Source organism: Pseudomonas nitroreducens, assembly GCF_014204515.1.
Classification (GTDB): domain Bacteria; phylum Pseudomonadota; class Gammaproteobacteria; order Pseudomonadales; family Pseudomonadaceae; genus Pseudomonas; species Pseudomonas nitritireducens_A.
Genome location: NZ_JACHLI010000004.1, coordinates 174,656 through 191,790, shown reverse-complemented (window position 1 = coordinate 191,790; position 17,135 = coordinate 174,656). Strand labels below are relative to the sequence as shown.

Genomic DNA, 17,135 nt, shown 5'->3' with positions numbered 1-17,135 from the left:
CAGTTTTCCCCCGCTTATTGTCGTTCCGCCTGATCCCCGCCCGGTGCGCGGCGAACCATACTGGTCCCACTTCCACCCCACTCGACACTCAAGAAAAGGAACTCGGAAATGGCCAAGCAAGCGCTCATCCTAGTGGATATCCAGAACGACTACTTCCCTTCCGGCAAGTGGCCGCTGGTCGGCATCGAAGCCGCCGCCGACCAGGCCGCCAAGGTGCTGGCCGCCTTCCGCGAGCGCGGCGATCTGGTGGTGCACATCCGCCATGAGTTCGAAAGCAACGACGCGCCGTTCTTCACCCCCGGCAGCGACGGCGCGAAGATCCACGGCAAGGTCGCCAATCTGCCCGGCGAGCCGGTGGTGCTCAAGCACTTCGTCAACTCCTTCCGCGGCACCGACCTGAAGGCCATCCTCGACCAGCACGGCATCGAATCGCTGGTGATCGTCGGCCACATGAGCCACATGTGCGTGGACGGCGCCACCCGCGCCGCCGCCGACTTCGGCTACCCGGTGACCGTGCTGCACGACGCCTGCGCCACGCTGGACCTGGAGTTCAACGGCGTGAAGGTTCCGGCAGCCCAGGTGCACGCGGCCTACATGGCAGCCCTGGCGTTCGCCTACGCCGAAGTGGTGTCCACCGCCGAGTACCTGAATCGCTGAAGGCGCCGTAACGCTTTTGCAGGAGCGAGCTTGCTCGCGAACCGCTTGCTACCTCGGGTGCTGGGCGGGTTCGCGAGCAGGCTCGCTCCTGCAGTTGCAGACAGTCCTGCAGATTGGGGAAAAGACGGGATCGGTTTCGCTGGCTTTCCGCTATTATCGGCCCACATTCGCCTGCCGATAAGGACATCCCATGAGCGTCTCCTCGATCATCACCCTCGCCATCATCGCTGGCGTGATCTTCCTGCTGATCAGCGTGTTCAACCGCCTGGTCGCCCTGCGCAACCGCTACCAGAACGCCTTTGCGCAGATCGAGGTGCAGCTCAAGCGCCGCTACGACCTGATCCCCAACCTGGTGGAAACCGCCAAGGCCTACCTCAAGCACGAGCGCGAGACCCTGGAAGCGGTGATCGCCGCGCGTAATGCGGCAGTTGCCGGCCTGAAAGCCGCCTCCGAGCAACCCGGCGAGGCCGGCCGCATGGCGCAACTGGCCGCCGCCGAGAATGCCCTGGGCGGTGCCATGGGGCGCCTGAACGTGACCCTGGAAGCCTACCCGGACCTCAAGGCCTCGCAGAACCTGCAGCAAGTCAGCGAGGAGCTGTCGAGCACCGAGAACAAGGTGGCCTTCGCCCGCCAGGCCTACAACGACGCGGTGATGGACTACAACACCTACCGCCAGTCGTTCCCCGCCAACTTCCTGGCCGCCACCTACGGCCACAGCAAGGACGCCAGCCTGCTGCAGTTCGAGGACAGCAAGGACATCCAGGCCGCGCCGAAAGTCGCCTTCTAACGCTCTGGCGCAGGACGCGCGATGAACTTCTTCGAACACCAGGACCGCGCCCGCAAGCAGACCGGGCGCCTGGTCCTGCTGCTGACTGTCGCGGTGGTCTGCCTGGTCGGCATCACCAGCCTCGCCCTGGGCTGGCTCTGGCGCCACCTGGGCGAACCGACCCTGCACCTGACCTCGCGGGCTTCGCTGCCCGATCCGGAGCTGTACCTGTCGGTCGCCGCGGTGATCATCGGCGTGGTCGTGCTCGGCGCCCTGTACAAGCAGGTGCAATTGAGCGCTGGCGGCAAGGTGGTGGCCGAAAGCCTCGGCGGCCGCCTGCTCAACCTCAGTGCCGGCAACGCCGACGAGCGCCGCCTGCTCAACGTGGTCGAGGAGATGGCCCTGGCCTCCGGCTCGCCGGTGCCGCCGGTGTACGTGCTGGAGGACGGCTCGATCAACGCCTTCGCCGCCGGCCTGACGCCGCGCGACGCGGTGATCGGCATCACCCGTGGCGCCATCGAGCAACTCGACCGCAATGAACTGCAGGGCGTGATCGCCCACGAGTTCAGCCACATCCACCACGGCGACATGCGGCTCAACACCCGTCTTACCGCCCTGCTCCACGGCATGCTGCTGCTCGGGCTGATCGGCGGCATGTTGCTGCGCGGCTGGAACGAGACCAGCAGCGGCATCCGCATCAGCAGCCGGCGCAGCAGTGACGACAAGAATGGCGGCGGCAGCGTGGTGCTGCTGGTGCTCGGCGCCGGCGTGGTGCTCTATGTGCTGGGCTATGTCGGGACCTTCTTCGGCCAGTTGATCAAGGCCTCGGTCAGTCGCCAGCGCGAGTACCTGGCAGACGCCTCGGCGGTGCAGTTCACCCGCGACCCGTCGACCATCGCCGGCGCGCTCAAGAAGATCGGCGGCAACCCGCTGGGCGCCCTGCTCAGCGCACCACGCGCGGCCGAGTTCAGCCACCTGTACTTCGGCGATGGCGTGGGCAGCAGCTGGTTCGACACCCACCCACCGCTGAAGGATCGCATCCGCCGCGTCGATCCGGGCTGGGACGGCCGCTATCCGAAATTCGAGCCGCGCCTGGACGTGGCGCTGATGAACAAGGAAGCCTGGACCGCCGCCGTCACCGGCCAGCCCTACCAGCCCAGCGCCGTGGAAGTGGCGGTGGCCGCCGTCGGCGCGCCGACCGTCGCTCACCTGCAGGAGGCCCGCAGCACCCTGCAGCGCCTGGACGAACGCCTGCAACGCGCCGCCCACGACAGCGAAGGCGCACAGGCGCTGCTCTACGGCCTGCTGCTGGACAGTGAACCCGCCCTGCGTGCGCGCCAGCTGGAAGCCATCAAGCAGCGCCTGAACCTGAGCCTCGCGCTGCAACTGGACCTGCTGGAAGAATCGTTGCTGCGCCTCGACCCCGGCCAGCGCCTGCCGCTGCTGGATTTGGCCATGCCGGCGCTCAAGCAGCTGGACGCCAAGGCCTTCCTCGCCCTGCGCGAGAACATGGCGCTGCTGATCAAGCTCGACGGCAAGGTGAACCTGCTGGAATGGACCCTGCTGCGCATCGTCGAACGCAACCTGCGACCGGGCAGCGGCAAGATCGGCAACGTGGCGCTGGCAGAACTTGCCGAGGAGTCCGCGACCTTGCTGGCCTTCCTCGCCCGCGTCGGCGAAGCCAGCGACATCGATACCCAGCAGGCATTTGCCGATGCCTGGAACGGCCTGCCCTTCCCGCCTCGCCCCTTGCCGGCCGAAGGCAACCTACGCGATCTGGAAGGCGCCCTGAAGAAGCTGGAGCAACTGCGGCCGCTACAGAAACCGCAACTGCTCAAGGCACTGGCGCGCTGCATCGAGCACGACGGGCGTATCACCGCGGGCGAAGCGGAATTGATGCGCGCAGTGGCGGATATCCTCGATTGCCCGATGCCGCCTTTGCTGGCGGCCTGACTGCGGCCAACAGGCCACTTGTAGGAGCGAGCTTGCTCGCGAACCTTGCGGCTCCGTGCCAATTGCGGACGGAGCCCGCTCCTACGCAGGCGCATGGCATCGGCGCTCCCGTCTCGCCATGGAGTCGTCCGCAATGGATTTCGCGGACAAGGTCCGCTCCTACGGGGAAATACCGTGCCATGCGGTTCGCGAGCAAGCTCGCTCCTACGAAGAGCCCAACCGATCCGGCTTTGGCTTTGGATCTGAAGACTTCCAGAGAAACCTCCGAGCACGCCGAATGCCCCGTTCAGGAGGCCTCGTTGAAGCGCAGTTTCAGGGGTTGAGCGACATGGATGTCGCGAGAGCCGCGATGGGCCAGGGATGGCCCTTCGTGGGGGGACGCCTAGTTCGGGCCCCTGAAACTGCGCTTCAACGAGGGAATTTTTCGCCTAAGCGAAAAACCGGATGTCCGGGGCAAGACCTTTGCCTACTTTGGGTGGGGCGGCCATCCGTCGTTTGCCAAAATAGGTCGCCCGAGGGGGCGAAACCACAGAGTCCGCGCGCACGCCGAAGCGGCGCAAAAACACCCAAGCCAACGCAGCACGGCCAAGGGCGGCTGCCGGTCCTTCCGGCGGATCAAGGGCCGACCCCATCAAATACGTAGTCACCCGCATATCCCCAGCAAGTCCATCGCCCTAGGATGGCTGGCATCCCTGATGCCGGACTGCCCCCATGCCCCATATAGCCATCGACTACACCGCCAACCTCATCGACGACCTCGCACCGCTGAACCTTGCACAGAAGCTCCACGAAACCGCGCAGAGCCTTGGCGTATTCCCGTTGAACGGCCTGCGCACCTTCGCCCGCGCCATCGAGGACTACCAGGTCGGCGCCAACACGCACAACGAAGCCTTCATCAATATCCAGATCCGCATTGCCCCCGGCCGTCCAGAAGAACTACGCCAGCGTATCGTCGACACGCTGTTCGCCGCTGCCGAAGAAACCCTCGCGGCGCTCATCGACCGGCGCCCGCTCGGCCTGCAACTGGAAATCACCGAACTCGACCGCCGCCTGACCCGCATGGCCGGCAGCCTGCCCGCCGGCTGATCCGGCGCAAAAAGAAAAAGGGCCTCCGAAGAGGCCCTTTGTTCACTCGCTCAACCGCACATCAGGCACGGCTGGCAACACTGCCCTGCTCCTTGGGAGCCAGATTCAGCGTGTAGTACAGCACCGTCAGCAGCACCAGGAAGGCCGGGCCGATGTACAGCGCGATGCGGGTATCCTCGAAGAAGGCCATCAGCACCACCACCAGCATCAGGAAGGCCATGGCCAGGTAGGAGCTGATCGGGTACAGCCACATCCTGAACTGCAGCTTGCCGGCCTCGGCGGCGGAGAGGCCGCGGCGGAACTTCAGCTGCGCCAGCAGGATCATCGCCCAGGTCCAGATCGCGCCGAAGGTGGCGATGGAAGTCACCCAGGTGAACACCTTCTCGGGCACCAGGTAGTTCAGCAGCACGCCCAGCAGCAGCGCGAAGATCGACAGCAGCAGCGCATTGCGCGGCACGCCGCCCTTGGAGGTCCTGGCGAACACGGCCGGGGCCTGGCCATGCTGGGCGAGGCTGTAGAGCATGCGGCCGGTGCTGAAGATGCCGCCGTTGCAGGACGACAGCGCGGCGGTGATCACCACGAAGTTGATGATGCCGGCGGCGGTCTTGATGCCCATGCGTTCGAAGGTCATCACGAAGGGGCTGCCCTGGGTGCCGATCTCGTTCCACGGGTAGATCGACATGATCACGAACAGCGCGCCCACATAGAACAGCAGGATGCGCCAGAACACCGAGTTGATCGCACCGGGGATGGTCTTCTGCGGGTTCTTCGCCTCGCCGGCGGTGAGACCGATCATCTCCACGCCCAGGTAGGCGAACATCACCATCTGCAGCGACATCAGCACGCCGGTGATGCCATGGGGCATGAAGCCGCCGTTGCTCCAGAGGTTGGAGATGCCGGTCGCGATGCCGCCGTTGCCCAGGCCGAAGAAGATCATGCCGGCGCCGGCCAGGATCATGGCGACGATGGTGACGATCTTGATCAGCGCGAACCAGAACTCGAATTCGCCGAAGGCGCGCACGGCGATGAGGTTGATGGTGCCCATGCTCGCCAGTGCGGCCAGCGCCCAGATCCAGCGCGGCACGTCGGGGAACCAGATGCCCATGTAGATGGCCACCGCAGTGATTTCCGCGACGCAGGTCACCAGCCAGAGGAACCAGTAGTTCCAGCCGGTCAGGTAGCCGGCCAGCGGGCCGAGGTAGTCCTGGGCGTAGCGGGCGAAGGAGCCGGCCACGGGATTGTGCACGGCCATCTCGCCGAGGGCGCGCATGATCACCAGGATGGCGAGACCGCCGATGATGTAGGACAGCATGATGGCCGGGCCGGCCATCTGGATGGCCTTGGCGGAGCCGAGGAACAGACCGACGCCGATGCAGGCGCCCAGGGCCATGAGACGGATGTGCCGCTCGTTGAGATCCCTTTGGAGATCGTGGGACGACATGGTGATGCAACCTCATTTTGTTCTTGGGAGTAATCAGCTGCGGACTCTGAGTGCAGTCAGGGTGCGGAACCAGCGCAAAGGCTTCGCCACCGCGCCGGGCGGCACGGAGGGGGAAGTGTCTGGCAGTTCCAGGACGGCACACCGGAAGAGGCTGCCCGCTCTTGTGAAGCGGACGTGGGCATTGCGGGAGGACCACGGCTGAGGTCGCGGGCGAGTGTTACACAAGTGTGTGGGAAACGTCTGCACCACCAAGGTGCAATGTGACCAAAGGGATAGCGGCTTTTCGCCACATCCTCCGAGTCGCGAATGGCCGACCTAGAGCGGTCTCACCCTGTCAGCGGCAACAACTCCAGCAGCAGCGAACAGGGCTTGCCGGTATCCGGGTGGCGCGGTTCGCGCAGCTGCCGCACACGCCAGCCGCTGGCCGCGAGCAGCGCCAGCCAGGACTCCAGGGTGCGGAAGAACCAGGGCATCGGCATGCTGAACTCGCCACCGAAGCTGGCAAAGGTTTCCAGGCGCCAGCCGTCCGCATAGGGCTCGTCGCCGCAGGCGGTCCAGGGATGCACGGTCTGGATCAGCAGCCGTCCGCCGGAATTGAGTCGCCCGCGCAGGGCACCGAGCAGCGGCGCGATGTAGTCGTCGAGCAGGGCGAAGTTGCACACCAGCGTATCGAACCGGCCCAGGCTGTCGCCCGACTCGATCAGCGCGGGGTAATCCATTACCTCGAAGCGCCCGCCGCCAGCTGCCTGTGCGATATCGATCAGCGGCGCGGAAGCGTCGACCCCGACGCACTCGCTGCCCCGCTCCGACAGCGCCCGGCACAGCCAGCCTTCGCCGCAGCCGATATCCAGCACGCGTTGCGCCGGGCCGTCGGCAATGGCGTTGAGGATTGCCGCGTCGGTCACCAGCCGCCGGCTTTCGATGCGCTGCTCGCGCACGGCGCGGGTCCAGGCCTCGGCGTTGGCTTGCCAGCTGTGGAGTATCTCGGCGACGCGGTCGGTCATGGTTTGCTCCGTGCCTGGGGTGAAGCGATCGCGGATGAATCCGCTCCTACAGTGATAGTCCGGCGCCCGGGCCTGCCCTCACCCTCTCCCGGAGGGAGAGGGGACCGTTCGGTGCAGGATGAAACCATAGCGTCGGCCGGCACTATCTACCCCCTCTCCCTCAGGAGCGGGGCGCGCAGCCAGGGCTGGGGTGAGGGTAAACACGCTGCACACATCGTTCCGGTAAAACAGTTTCTTCAGAACGCCGGACCTACTGTCCCTTCAACACCTTGGGCACCGCCAACCCCTTGGGCGGCGGGGTCTGCGGCAGCGCCTCGCGGCAGCCGGCATCGCGGAACGGTCCGCCGATCTTCGTCCAGCCATGACCCGGAGAGGTCTGCTGGCAGGTGAAGGCACCATCGACTTTGCTCTGCCACTTGTAGAAAGGCATGGGCGCCGCCGTGGCGCCCATCGGGGCCAGCAGGACGGCGACCAGGGGCAGAAAATGCGAACGCATGTCGGAAGGTTCCTGTCCAAATAATCACATTCCACCTGCTGGCCGTCGGCAAATCAATCCACGCGGCCAGGAACGCTGCCAGACGGCGCGCAGAATTTTCGCCGCCGACTACGCTGGAACTTAGGAAGGCCGCAGGTTTCGGGCTTTCGCGACGCCGGGAGGGGCGTCGGCCATCACGTGGGCGGAGTCCGCTTTCCTGGGCTGTCGTACAAGCATGGGCGGGGCGTGAAGATGGGCAGATCGAAGCATTCCGGGACGAACTCAGCAGCTCATCCGGGTCGCTCGAAGCCCGGTATTTCCCCGCAGAAAGTCCATCACCATCGCTTCCTGATCCTGTTCCTTTTCCTTCTGCCGTTATTAGCGGCGATGGGCGCGGCGCTGCTCTACGAGGCGCACACCTCCAAACTGCAGGCGCGCGAACTGGCGCGCTACGCCACGGGGCTGACCTGGAGCCTGGAACAGGGCGGCACCGATAGCGTGGTCTACCCGCAGGGCGGCCCCTTCGACCGGCGCCTGGGCTACCAGCAATTGCCGAGCTTCCTCGGCCGCCTGCACGAACGCAACTTCGTCACCCTGAGCCAGGCGCGCTTCTCCGATCCGCTGATGCAGTACACCGGTCACGGCATGTTCCCGCCCTACCCGGAGAAGGCCCAGGCCGGCGTCGACATCGCCGACTGCCGTGGCCTGCCGATCTACAACTTCCGTTACCCACAGCGGCTCTACGCCAACTTCGAGAGCGTTTCGCCGACCATCGTCAACAGCCTGCTGTACATCGAGAACCGCGACCTGCTCGACCCCGAGCGCCCCTACCTGAACCCGGCCATCGACTGGAGCCGCTTCACCCAGGCCTCGGTGGCGCAGGTCGGCAAACTGGTGGGGCTGGGCAACCACGCGCCCGGCGGCAGCACCCTGGCCACGCAGATCGAGAAGTACCGCCACTCCGAGGATGGCCGCACCAACTCCATCACCGACAAGCTGCGGCAGATGGCTTCGGCCAGCGTGCGCACCTACCAGAACGGCGCAGAGAACATGGCCGCGCGGCGCAATGTCGCCCTCACCTACCTGAACTCCGTGCCGCTCTCGGCGCAGCCGGGCTACGGCGAAGTCAGCGGCCTGCCGGACGGCCTGTGGATCTGGTACGGCGCCGACTACCAGCAGGTCAACAAGCTGCTCAACGCGCCGCCCGCCTCCGGCGCGGAACTCGCCGCCCAGGGCAAGGCGCTGCGCCAGGTGGTCTCGCTGATGATCGCCCACCGCCGGCCGTCCTGGTACCTGGCGCGCGGCCGCGACCAGTTGGCCGTACTCACCGACAGCTACCTGCGCCTGCTGGCGCAGAACAACGTGATCGCCCCGGAACTGCGCGACGCCGCGCTCCAGCAGAAACTGGCATTCCGCGATCCGCGCAGCGAACCCAGCTTCACCCCGCTGGAGAACAACAAGGGCATTGGCCTGGCGCGCACGCGGCTCGCCGGGATGCTCGACGTACCGCTGTACGACCTCGACCGCTTCGACATGAGCTTCACCACCACCCTGCAGCATGAGCTGCAGGAGCAGGTCACCGGTTACCTGCGGCAGTTAGCCGACCCGGCCTTCGCCGAGCAGATCGGCTTGTTCGGCGAGCACCTGCTGGCCAAGGACAAGACCAGGGACGTGCGCTACAGCTTCACCCTGTTCGAGCGCACCCCCAGTGGCAACCGCGTACGCGTGCAGACCGACAGCACCGAGCAGCCCTTCGACATCAACGAAGGCAGCAAGCTGGAGCTGGGCTCCACCGCCAAGCTGCGCGTGCTTTCCACCTACCTGGAAACCATCGCCGACCTGCACCAGCAGTACGCGCCGATGAGCGTGGCCGAGCTGAAGAAGGTCGAGATCGAGCCGCTGGACATCCTCAGCCGCTGGTCCATCGACTACCTGATCGCCGCCAAGGACCGCGACCTGCCGGACATGCTTGCCGCCGCCCTGCAACGCAAGTACTCCGCCAGCCCCTATGAAAGCTTCTTCACCGGTGGCGGCGTGCACACCTTCAGCAACTTCCGCAGGGAGGACAATGGGCGCATCCCGACCCTGCAGGACGCCCTGCGTGAGTCGATCAACCTGCCCTTCGTGCGCCTGCTGCGCGACCTGGTGCGCCACGACATCTACGCCAACGAAGGCAGCAAGGTCGCGGTGCTGGCCGACGACAAGGACCCACGCCGGCAGGACTACCTCGACCGCTTCGTCGACAAGGAAAGCCAGGTCTACCTGCTGCGCTTCTGGCAGAAGTACAAGGGCAAGGACAACGACGAACGCCTGAGCACCTTCCTCGACGGCCTGCGCGCCTGGCCGGTGCGGCTGGCGGCGATCCACCGCTACCTGCAGCCGCAGGCGGACGTCCCGACCTTCGCCGCGTTCCTCCAGGACCGCCTGAAGCAGGGCCACTATGCCGGCGACAAGCTCACCGACAAGCGCATCGAAGACCTCTACACCCGTTACGGTCCGGGCGCCTTCAACCTCAACGACCAGGGCTACGTCGCCCGCGTGCACCCGCTGGAACTCTGGCTGCTGGGCTACCTGCAGCGCCAGCCGACGGCGACCTTCGCCGACGCCGTGGCCGCCAGTGGCGCCGAGCGCAAGGAAGTCTATGGCTGGCTGTTCAAGTCGCGGCACAAGTACGCCCGCGACAAGCGCATCCGCATCATGCTGGAGGTGGAGGCCTTCCTCGACCTGCACGAGCAATGGAAGCGCCTGGGCTATCCGTTCGATCACCTGGTGCCATCGCTGGCCACCGCGCTGGGCAGTTCGGGCGACCGCCCGGCAGCGCTGGCGGAGCTGATGGGCATCATCCTCAACGACGGCGTGCGCATGCCGACCCTGCGCATCGACAGCCTGCACTTTGCCGCCGCCACGCCCTATGAAGTGACGCTGGGTCCGGAATCGGGGATGGGCCGCCAGGTGATGCGTTCGGAAGTCGCCCAGGCGCTGCGCACGGCCTTGTCCCAGGTGGTGGACGCCGGCACCGCGCGGCGCCTCTCCGGCACCTTCAAGACCGCCGATGGCAGCGCGCTGGTGATGGGCGGCAAGACCGGCACCGGCGACAACCGCATCGAGAGCGTGACGCGCAGCGGCTGGGTGAAGAGTTCCAAGGCGATGAACCGTACCGCGACCTTCGTCTTCTACATCGGCCCGCGCCACTTCGGCACGCTCACCGCCTACGTGGCCGGCAGCGAGTCGGACGGCTTCAAGTTCACCTCGGCGCTGCCGGTGCAGGTGCTCAAGGGCATGGCGCCGATGCTGTCGAGCTACCTGGAACCGGGGATCAGCACCGGCTGCCAGGAGCGGCTGGATAATCTGCGGGTGAGTTGGCGTTGAGCGCCACGGCGAATGGCTTCGCCCCCTCACCCTAGCCCTCTCCCGGAGGGAGAGGGGACTGTCCCGCGCGCGCTGTCATTACTGCGCTAGCCGGCTGACTCGGTTCGTATCCAACGTACCGAACCGCTCCCTCTCCCCGGGGAGAGGGCTGGGGTGAGGGGAAAGCCCAGGCGCCGATACATCCCTTGAACCGTAGGAGCGGACTTCGTCCGCGATGATCATCGGCGCGCTGCGAACCTATCGCGGACAGAGTCCGCTCCTACGGGCTAGCCATCCAGCACCAACACCTCCAAGGGTTTGCAGGAGCGAGCTCTGCGCTCGACGGCTGACTTCTTTCATAGCCGCCGTGTCGAACGCCCCTCTCCTCGGGGGAGAGGGCTGGGGTGAGGGGGAAGCCCAGGCGCTGATACATCCCTTGAACCGTAGGAGCGGACTCCGTCCGCGATGGCTTCCGGCGCGCTGCGAACCTATCGCGGACGAAGTCCGCTCCTACGGGCTAGCCATCCCGCACCAACGCCATCAGGGTGCTGTAGGAGCGAGCTTGCTCGCGAACCTACCAACACCCCAGGCATCAAGCGGTTCGCGAGCCAGCTCGCTCCTACCAGAATCCCAACCTCACTTGCCCTGGACAGACTTCACATACAACGCCTCGACCTGCTCCCGCGCCCAGGGTGTGCGGCGCAGGAAGGTCAGGCTGGACTTGATGCTCGGGTCGTTCTTGAAGCAGCGCACGTCGATGCGCTTGGCCAGGCCGTCCCAGCCGTACTGGGCGACCAGCTGGGTAAGGATGGCTTCCAGGGTCACGCCATGCAGCGGGTTCTTCGGTTTGTCGTTCATCTTTGGTGCCGTCGTGCGGGGAATGCGCGGCACCTTACCATCAGGCCTTGAGCCCAGCCACGCCGGCGATGATCAGGGCGACCGAGGCCAGCTTGGTCAGCGTCAGCGCCTCGCCCAGCAGCAGGAAGCCGAAGAACACCGTGCCCAGCGTGCCGATGGCGGTCCAGATCGGGTAGGCGATGCTCACCGGCAACTGGCGCATGGCCAGGGTGAGGAAGAAGATCCCGCCGATCACCGCGACAACCGTCACCACCGTCGGCAATGGCCGGGTGAAACCCTCGGCGTACTTCATCGACACCGCGAACATCACCTCGAACACCGCCGCCACCATCAGCATCGCCCAGGCCATCACGCACGCACCCACTCGCTTTCGGCGAGGTCGGCCAGGGTTTTTTCAGCCTGTTGATAGGAAGTGCGGAAGGCGTCGGGATTGCCCTCCTCACCCTCGGCGGCGATCACCTGTACGTCCTCGATACCAAGGAAACCCAGCGCTACGCGCAACCAGGCGTCGGCGTGGTTCATCCACTCCAGCTCGCCGCCCGGCCCCATGCCGGCACCGCCGCGGCTGGTGACGATCAATGCCTTGCGGCCCTTGAGCAACGGCTCGTACTCCGCCTCGCCGTCCTTCAGGTGCAGATCGAAGGTGCGGCCGATGCGGACGATCTGGTCGACCCAGGCCTTCAACCCGCTGGGCACGCTGAAGTTGTACATGGGTGTGGAGATCACCAGCAGTTCATGGGCGAGCAGCTCATCCACCAATTCCTCGCTCAGCTTCAGCTCGGCCTGCAGCTCGGCGGGACGATGTTCACGCTGCGGGTGGAAGGCGGCGGCGATGAAGCCTTCGCTGACGTGGGGCAGGTCGGCGCGACCCACTTCGCGGCGAGTGATCCCGGCCTGTGGCAGAGCGGCGAGAAACCCCTCGGCCAGGCGACGGGAATGCGAACGGTCGGCACGGGGGCTGGCGTGAATAGCAAGAATCCTGCTCATCTGTCTTTCCTTGTTCAAGGTGTACACTGCGAAGGTCCTGAATGGCCTCCTGTTACCGCCTAAGCTATTGGCAGCGCACTGACCGGACAACTGAGGGGATTTCCCTCCAGATGAATTCAGCTCACCCATGGAGCACGTCATGTTCGCCAACCTGCCGCTTCCCGCCCTGCGCACCTTCGAATCCGCGGCGCGCCAGCTGAGCTTCAAGGCCGCTGCCCAGGAGCTGGCGGTGACGCCCACGGCGGTGTCGCACCAGGTCCGTGCGCTGGAGGAATGGCTGGGCCTGCCGCTGTTCGAGCGCCTGCCGCGCCAGGTGCGCCTGACCGAAGCCGGCGAGCGGCTGTTCCGCAGCCTGCATGGCGCGCTGCTGGAGGTGTCGCAGTCGGTGGACAGCCTGCGCCCGCAGCGCAGCGCCAGCAGCCTGACGATCTCCACCACGCCAGCCTTCGCCGCGCTGTGGCTGGTGCCGCGCCTGGGCCGTTTCTACGCGCGCCACCCGCACATCCGCCTGCGCCTGGACAGCCAGTGCGAACTGCTCGACCTGCAGCAGGACGCCAGCGTCGATCTGGCGATTCGCTACGGTTTCGGCGACTACCCGCGCATGCACAGCCAGTTCCTGCTGGCGGAACGTTTCGCCGTGTACGGCGCACCGGCGCTGGTAGCCACCGCCGATGTGGAAGTGCCGGAGATGATCAGCGTGCGCTGGCACAACTCCGAACTCTACGAGCGCGGCTGGAAAGCCTGGTGCCAGGTGGCCGGCGAGGAGTGCCTGCTGGCCGGCGCGGTGCAGCGCGAGTACGACGAGGAGTTCTACGCCCTGCAGGCGGCCATCGCCGGGCAAGGGCTGGTCCTGGCCAGTTCGCTGCTGGTATCCGAGAGCGTGGAGAAAGGCCTGCTGGTGCCCTACCGCCCGGATATCAACGTACCTGGCGCCAGCTACACCGCGCTCTGCGTGCCGGGCCGCGAGCGTCATCCGCCGGTGCGCGCCTTCCTCGACTGGCTGGCCGAGGAAGCGGAGCAGGCCGCCGACCCGCTGCTCGACAGCGCCGCCTGAGCCTGTCGCTGCGCCCGCGCAGGCGTCCCTTTGCCGTGCGCGCGGCGAGATGCGTGCGTAGAATTACCCACCGCCGCAACAACAATTCTTCTTTGCCAGGGACACGTTCCATGCGTGATTCCACGGCACGGCCTGAGCCCCACTTCACCTCAGGATTCCCATGACCACCGTGCAAGAAACCCGCTCCGGCAGTTGGCTCAACGTCATCGCCCTGGCCATCGCCGCCTTCATCTTCAACACCACCGAGTTCGTCCCGGTGGGCCTGCTCAGCGACATCGGCGCAAGCTTCGACATGCGCCCGGAACAGACCGGGCTGATGCTCACGCTCTATGCCTGGGTCGTGTCGCTGGCCTCGCTGCCGCTGATGCAGCTGACCCGCAACATGGAGCGCCGGCGCCTGCTGGTGGTGATCTTCTGCCTGTTCATCGTCAGCCATGTGCTCTCCGGTTTCGCCTGGAACTTCACCGTGCTGATGATCAGCCGCTTCGGCATCGCCTTCGCCCACGCGGTGTTCTGGTCGATCACTGCCTCGCTCGCGGTGCGCGTGGCGCCGCCGGGGCAGCAGGCGAAAGCCCTCGGCCTGCTGGCCACCGGGACCATCCTGGCGATGGTGCTGGGCATCCCACTGGGGCGCATGCTCGGCGAGGCGCTGGGCTGGCGCACGACCTTCCTCACCATCGCCGGCGTCTCGGTGATGGTGGTGCTCTGGCTGGCCCGCGCGCTGCCACTGCTGCCGAGCCAGAACTCCGGCTCGCTGCGCAGCCTGCCGCTGCTGTTGCGCCGCCCGGCGCTGGTATCGATGTACGTGCTCACCGTGCTGGTGATCACCGCGCAGTTCACCGCCTACAGCTACATCGAGCCGTTTGCCCGCGAGGTCGCCGCGCTGGACAGCCAGAAGACCACCCTGCTCCTGCTGCTGTTCGGCGGCGCCGGGGTATTCGGCTCGATCCTCTTCAGCCGCTACAGCGAGCGCTTCCCCCGCGCCTTCCCCTGTATGGCCATCGCCGTGCTCGGCGGCTCGCTCCTGCTGCTGATGCCGCTGGCCCATTCGCCCACCGCACTGCTGGGGCTCAGCCTGTTCTGGGGCGCGGCGATTCTCTGCTTCGGCCTGGCGCTGCAGGCCAAGGTGCTGCAACTGGCCCATGACGCCACTGACGTGGCCATGGCGATGTTCTCCGGTCTGTACAACGTCGGCATCGGCGGCGGCGCGCTGCTGGGTAGCCGCGTGGCGGTGGGCCTGGGCCTGGAGTGGATCGGCTACGTCGGCGGCGCGCTGGCGGTGGCCGGCCTGCTGCTGTGCGGATTCGCCTGCTGGCGGTATGCGGCGGCGTTGAGTGGCCCCGCGCAAAGCCATCGCGGATAAATCCGCTCCTACAGGAAGTCAGTCGCCCGGGCCTACCCTCACCCTAGCCCTCTCCCAGAGGGAGAGGGGACCGTTCGGTGCAGGTTGAAACCATCGTGTCAGCCGGCACAAATAGCTCCCTCTCCCTCTGGGAGAGGGTTGGGGTGAGGGAAGCCACTGGCACAAGCTCGCCGGAAAGACAGTTGCTCCTACGGGTGACTGACCGAGCGTAGGAGCGGACTCCGTCCGCGATCGGCCGATCCCATCCGCCGATTTTCCAATCGCAAACAAAAAAGGCCGCGCCCCTCTCGGGACGCGGCCTTCTTCATTCAGCGAAGACTCAGCGGCTGGCAGCCACGCTGCCCTCGGGCAGATGAGCTTCGGCGTACTCGGCCTCGGCGGCCTCGAAACGCTGGATCATCGCCTTCGACGGGGCGGAGCCGAACAGGCTGAACACCACGATGGAAATGCTGGAGAGGATGAAGCCTGGGATGATCTCGTACAGGCCGAGCCAGCCGAACTGCTTCCAGACGATCACGGTGACCGCACCGACGATGATGCCGGCCAGCGCGCCGTTGCGGGTCATGCCCTTCCACAGCACGGAGAACAGCACCAGCGGACCGAAGGCGGCGCCGAAGCCGGCCCAGGCGTAGGACACCAGGCCCAGGACGCGGTTGTCCGGATTGGCGGCCAGGGCGATGGACACCAGCGCCACCAGCAGCACCATGGCACGACCGACCCACACCAGCTCCAGCTGGCTGGCGTTCTTGCGCAGGAAGGCCTTGTAGAAGTCTTCGGTCAGCGCCGAGGAACACACCAGCAGCTGGCAGCTCAGGGTGCTCATCACCGCGGCGAGGATGGCGGACAGCAGGATGCCGGCGATCCACGGGTTGAACAGGATCTTCGCCAGTTCGATGAAGATGCGCTCGTGGTTCTCGCCCACGGCGCCAGCCTGCTCCGGGTGCGCCTGGAAGTAGGCGATGCCGAAGAAGCCGACGGCCACGGCGCCGCCCAGGCAGAGGATCATCCAGGTCATGGAGATGCGCCGGGCAGCCGGGATCGACTTCACCGAATCGGCGGCCATGAAGCGCGCCAGGATGTGCGGCTGGCCGAAGTAGCCCAGGCCCCAGGCCATCAGCGACAGCACGCCGACGAAGGAAGCGCCCTTGAACATGTCGAAGTTCGCCGCGTCCTTCAGCTCGATGGCAGCGAAGGTGGGCTCCACGCCACCGGTGGCGAACAGCACGATCACCGGGGTGAGGATCAGCGCGAAGATCATCAGCGAGGCCTGCACGGTGTCAGTCCAGCTCACGGCCAGGAAGCCACCGACGAAGGTGTAGGCGATGGTCGCGGCGGCACCGGCCCACAGCGCGGTCTCGTAGGACATGCCGAAGGTGCTTTCGAACAGGCGGGCGCCGGCGACGATGCCGGAGGCGCAGTAGATGGTGAAGAACACCAGGATCACCAGCGCGGAGATCACCCGCAGCAGGCGGCTGTTGTCCTCGAAACGGGTGCTGAAGTAGTCCGGCAGGGTCAGCGCGTTGCCGTTGTGCTCGGTGTGCACCCGCAGGCGGCCGGCGACGAACAGCCAGTTCAGGTAGGCGCCGCAGATCAGGCCGATGGCGATCCAGCTCTCCGAAATGCCCGACAGGTAGATGGCGCCCGGCAGGCCCATCAGCAGCCAGCCGCTCATGTCCGAGGCACCGGCCGACAGCGCGGTGACGAAACTGCCGAGGCTGCGGCCACCGAGGATGTAGTCGGAGAAGTTGTTGGTCGAACGGTAGGCGGCCAGGCCGATCAGGACCATGGCTGCGATGTAGATCACGAAGGTGATCAGTGTTGGCGTATTGACGCTCATGGGGACTCCCCTACAGCTTGTTTTTATCCGGGCTCGCGGGGTATCGCGGACCCTTGACTGGCAGCCGGCGTGGTTGACGCCGGCCGGTTAGCGCTTGCTCACAGGCAAACCGGGTTGCGCGTGGCGCCAAACAGGTACCGAACCGCTACGCATCCCGACGCAGGCACGCCCTCGTCCTTGCTGGCGTCTTCCTGCAGCCACCGTCTCACCACGGCGACCTCCGTCCCGCGTTCGCCGGTGAGCGAGGTGCGGGGCGTTTCCCGGGCGGGGCCCGGTGATCCTTCAGGCGCCGGAACGGCCGCCAGC

At 66.2% G+C, this 17,135-nt stretch carries 14 protein-coding genes; 7 read left to right on the top strand and 7 right to left on the bottom strand.

Going from position 1 to position 17,135, the window contains the following annotated elements:
* Window positions 1–108 precede the first annotated feature (108 nt).
* The 4 genes from HNP46_RS07365 (at window position 109) to HNP46_RS07350 (ending at window position 4,462) form a co-directional block, all read left to right on the top strand.
* Window positions 109–657 carry a cysteine hydrolase family protein gene (locus HNP46_RS07365; RefSeq protein ID WP_184587312.1) on the top strand — a complete coding sequence of 183 codons (549 nt, stop codon included), beginning with the start codon at window positions 109–111 and terminating at the stop codon, window positions 655–657.
* A gap of 190 nt (window positions 658–847) precedes the next feature.
* Entirely contained in the window at window positions 848–1,444 is a 597-nt protein-coding gene (locus HNP46_RS07360) for a LemA family protein (protein ID WP_184587310.1), read from the top strand.
* 21 nt (window positions 1,445–1,465) lie between these two features.
* Window positions 1,466–3,376, top strand: a complete 1,911-nt coding sequence (locus HNP46_RS07355) for a M48 family metallopeptidase (RefSeq protein ID WP_184587308.1) — start codon at window positions 1,466–1,468, stop codon at window positions 3,374–3,376.
* A gap of 711 nt (window positions 3,377–4,087) precedes the next feature.
* Window positions 4,088–4,462, top strand: coding sequence for a 5-carboxymethyl-2-hydroxymuconate Delta-isomerase (locus HNP46_RS07350; protein WP_184587306.1), 375 nt, complete (start codon window positions 4,088–4,090; stop codon window positions 4,460–4,462).
* 61 nt (window positions 4,463–4,523) lie between these two features.
* Here the strand turns inward: HNP46_RS07350 and HNP46_RS07345 are convergent, their stop codons facing one another.
* The 3 genes from HNP46_RS07345 to HNP46_RS07335 form a co-directional block, all read right to left on the bottom strand.
* A complete protein-coding gene (locus HNP46_RS07345; RefSeq protein ID WP_184587304.1) occupies window positions 4,524–5,903 on the bottom strand; it encodes an amino acid permease in 1,380 nt (459 codons plus the stop codon).
* A 326-nt stretch (window positions 5,904–6,229) separates the two neighbouring features.
* Window positions 6,230–6,907 carry a class I SAM-dependent methyltransferase gene (locus HNP46_RS07340; protein WP_184587302.1) on the bottom strand — a complete coding sequence of 226 codons (678 nt, stop codon included), beginning with the start codon at window positions 6,905–6,907 and terminating at the stop codon, window positions 6,230–6,232.
* A gap of 250 nt (window positions 6,908–7,157) precedes the next feature.
* Window positions 7,158–7,403 carry a hypothetical protein gene (locus HNP46_RS07335; protein WP_184587300.1) on the bottom strand — a complete coding sequence of 82 codons (246 nt, stop codon included), beginning with the start codon at window positions 7,401–7,403 and terminating at the stop codon, window positions 7,158–7,160.
* A gap of 231 nt (window positions 7,404–7,634) precedes the next feature.
* On the opposite strand from HNP46_RS07335, the gene HNP46_RS07330 reads away from it, so the two are divergent.
* Window positions 7,635–10,751 (top strand): transglycosylase domain-containing protein, encoded by a 3,117-nt coding sequence (locus HNP46_RS07330; protein WP_184587298.1) that lies wholly within the window; start codon window positions 7,635–7,637, stop codon window positions 10,749–10,751.
* Window positions 10,752–11,366: 615 nt separating this feature from the next.
* On the opposite strand, the gene HNP46_RS07325 is transcribed toward HNP46_RS07330, so the two are convergent.
* Genes HNP46_RS07325 through HNP46_RS07315 form a run of 3 tightly spaced genes read right to left on the bottom strand, consistent with a single transcriptional unit; the run spans window position 11,367 to window position 12,575 of the window.
* Window positions 11,367–11,588: a VF530 family DNA-binding protein gene (locus HNP46_RS07325; protein ID WP_184587296.1), complete on the bottom strand. Its 222-nt coding sequence runs from the start codon at window positions 11,586–11,588 to the stop codon at window positions 11,367–11,369.
* 40 nt (window positions 11,589–11,628) lie between these two features.
* Window positions 11,629–11,937 (bottom strand): DMT family transporter, encoded by a 309-nt coding sequence (locus HNP46_RS07320; protein ID WP_184587294.1) that lies wholly within the window; start codon window positions 11,935–11,937, stop codon window positions 11,629–11,631.
* Complete coding sequence (locus HNP46_RS07315; RefSeq protein ID WP_184587292.1) at window positions 11,937–12,575, bottom strand: FMN-dependent NADH-azoreductase; 639 nt, start codon at window positions 12,573–12,575, stop codon at window positions 11,937–11,939. Before HNP46_RS07315 ends, HNP46_RS07320 begins: the two co-directional genes overlap by 1 nt.
* Before the next feature lie 139 nt (window positions 12,576–12,714).
* Here HNP46_RS07315 and HNP46_RS07310 point away from each other — a divergent pair, with 139 nt between their 5' ends.
* Together HNP46_RS07310 and HNP46_RS07305 are read left to right on the top strand one after the other, a co-directional pair.
* Window positions 12,715–13,629 carry a LysR substrate-binding domain-containing protein gene (locus HNP46_RS07310; protein WP_184587291.1) on the top strand — a complete coding sequence of 305 codons (915 nt, stop codon included), beginning with the start codon at window positions 12,715–12,717 and terminating at the stop codon, window positions 13,627–13,629.
* 160 nt (window positions 13,630–13,789) lie between these two features.
* Complete coding sequence (locus tag HNP46_RS07305; protein ID WP_184587289.1) at window positions 13,790–14,992, top strand: sugar transporter; 1,203 nt, start codon at window positions 13,790–13,792, stop codon at window positions 14,990–14,992.
* A gap of 319 nt (window positions 14,993–15,311) precedes the next feature.
* Here the strand turns inward: HNP46_RS07305 and putP are convergent, their stop codons facing one another.
* On the bottom strand, window positions 15,312–16,829 hold the full coding sequence (gene putP / locus HNP46_RS07300; RefSeq protein ID WP_184587287.1) for a sodium/proline symporter PutP: 1,518 nt from the start codon (window positions 16,827–16,829) through the stop codon (window positions 15,312–15,314).
* Window positions 16,830–17,135: the final 306 nt, after the last annotated feature.

Bases quoted from the DNA above. Each gene is read 5' to 3' on its own strand.
- HNP46_RS07365 (WP_184587312.1), top strand. From the start codon at position 109: ATGGCCAAGCAAGCGCTCATCCTAGTGGATATCCAGAACGACTACTTC.
- HNP46_RS07360 (WP_184587310.1), top strand. From the start codon at position 848: ATGAGCGTCTCCTCGATCATCACCCTCGCCATCATCGCTGGCGTGATC.
- HNP46_RS07355 (WP_184587308.1), top strand. From the start codon at position 1,466: ATGAACTTCTTCGAACACCAGGACCGCGCCCGCAAGCAGACCGGGCGC.
- HNP46_RS07350 (WP_184587306.1), top strand. From the start codon at position 4,088: ATGCCCCATATAGCCATCGACTACACCGCCAACCTCATCGACGACCTC.
- HNP46_RS07345 (WP_184587304.1), bottom strand. From the start codon at position 5,903: ATGTCGTCCCACGATCTCCAAAGGGATCTCAACGAGCGGCACATCCGT.
- HNP46_RS07340 (WP_184587302.1), bottom strand. From the start codon at position 6,907: ATGACCGACCGCGTCGCCGAGATACTCCACAGCTGGCAAGCCAACGCC.
- HNP46_RS07335 (WP_184587300.1), bottom strand. From the start codon at position 7,403: ATGCGTTCGCATTTTCTGCCCCTGGTCGCCGTCCTGCTGGCCCCGATG.
- HNP46_RS07330 (WP_184587298.1), top strand. From the start codon at position 7,635: ATGGGCAGATCGAAGCATTCCGGGACGAACTCAGCAGCTCATCCGGGT.
- HNP46_RS07325 (WP_184587296.1), bottom strand. From the start codon at position 11,588: ATGAACGACAAACCGAAGAACCCGCTGCATGGCGTGACCCTGGAAGCC.
- HNP46_RS07320 (WP_184587294.1), bottom strand. From the start codon at position 11,937: ATGGCCTGGGCGATGCTGATGGTGGCGGCGGTGTTCGAGGTGATGTTC.
- HNP46_RS07315 (WP_184587292.1), bottom strand. From the start codon at position 12,575: ATGAGCAGGATTCTTGCTATTCACGCCAGCCCCCGTGCCGACCGTTCG.
- HNP46_RS07310 (WP_184587291.1), top strand. From the start codon at position 12,715: ATGTTCGCCAACCTGCCGCTTCCCGCCCTGCGCACCTTCGAATCCGCG.
- HNP46_RS07305 (WP_184587289.1), top strand. From the start codon at position 13,790: ATGACCACCGTGCAAGAAACCCGCTCCGGCAGTTGGCTCAACGTCATC.
- putP (WP_184587287.1), bottom strand. From the start codon at position 16,829: ATGAGCGTCAATACGCCAACACTGATCACCTTCGTGATCTACATCGCA.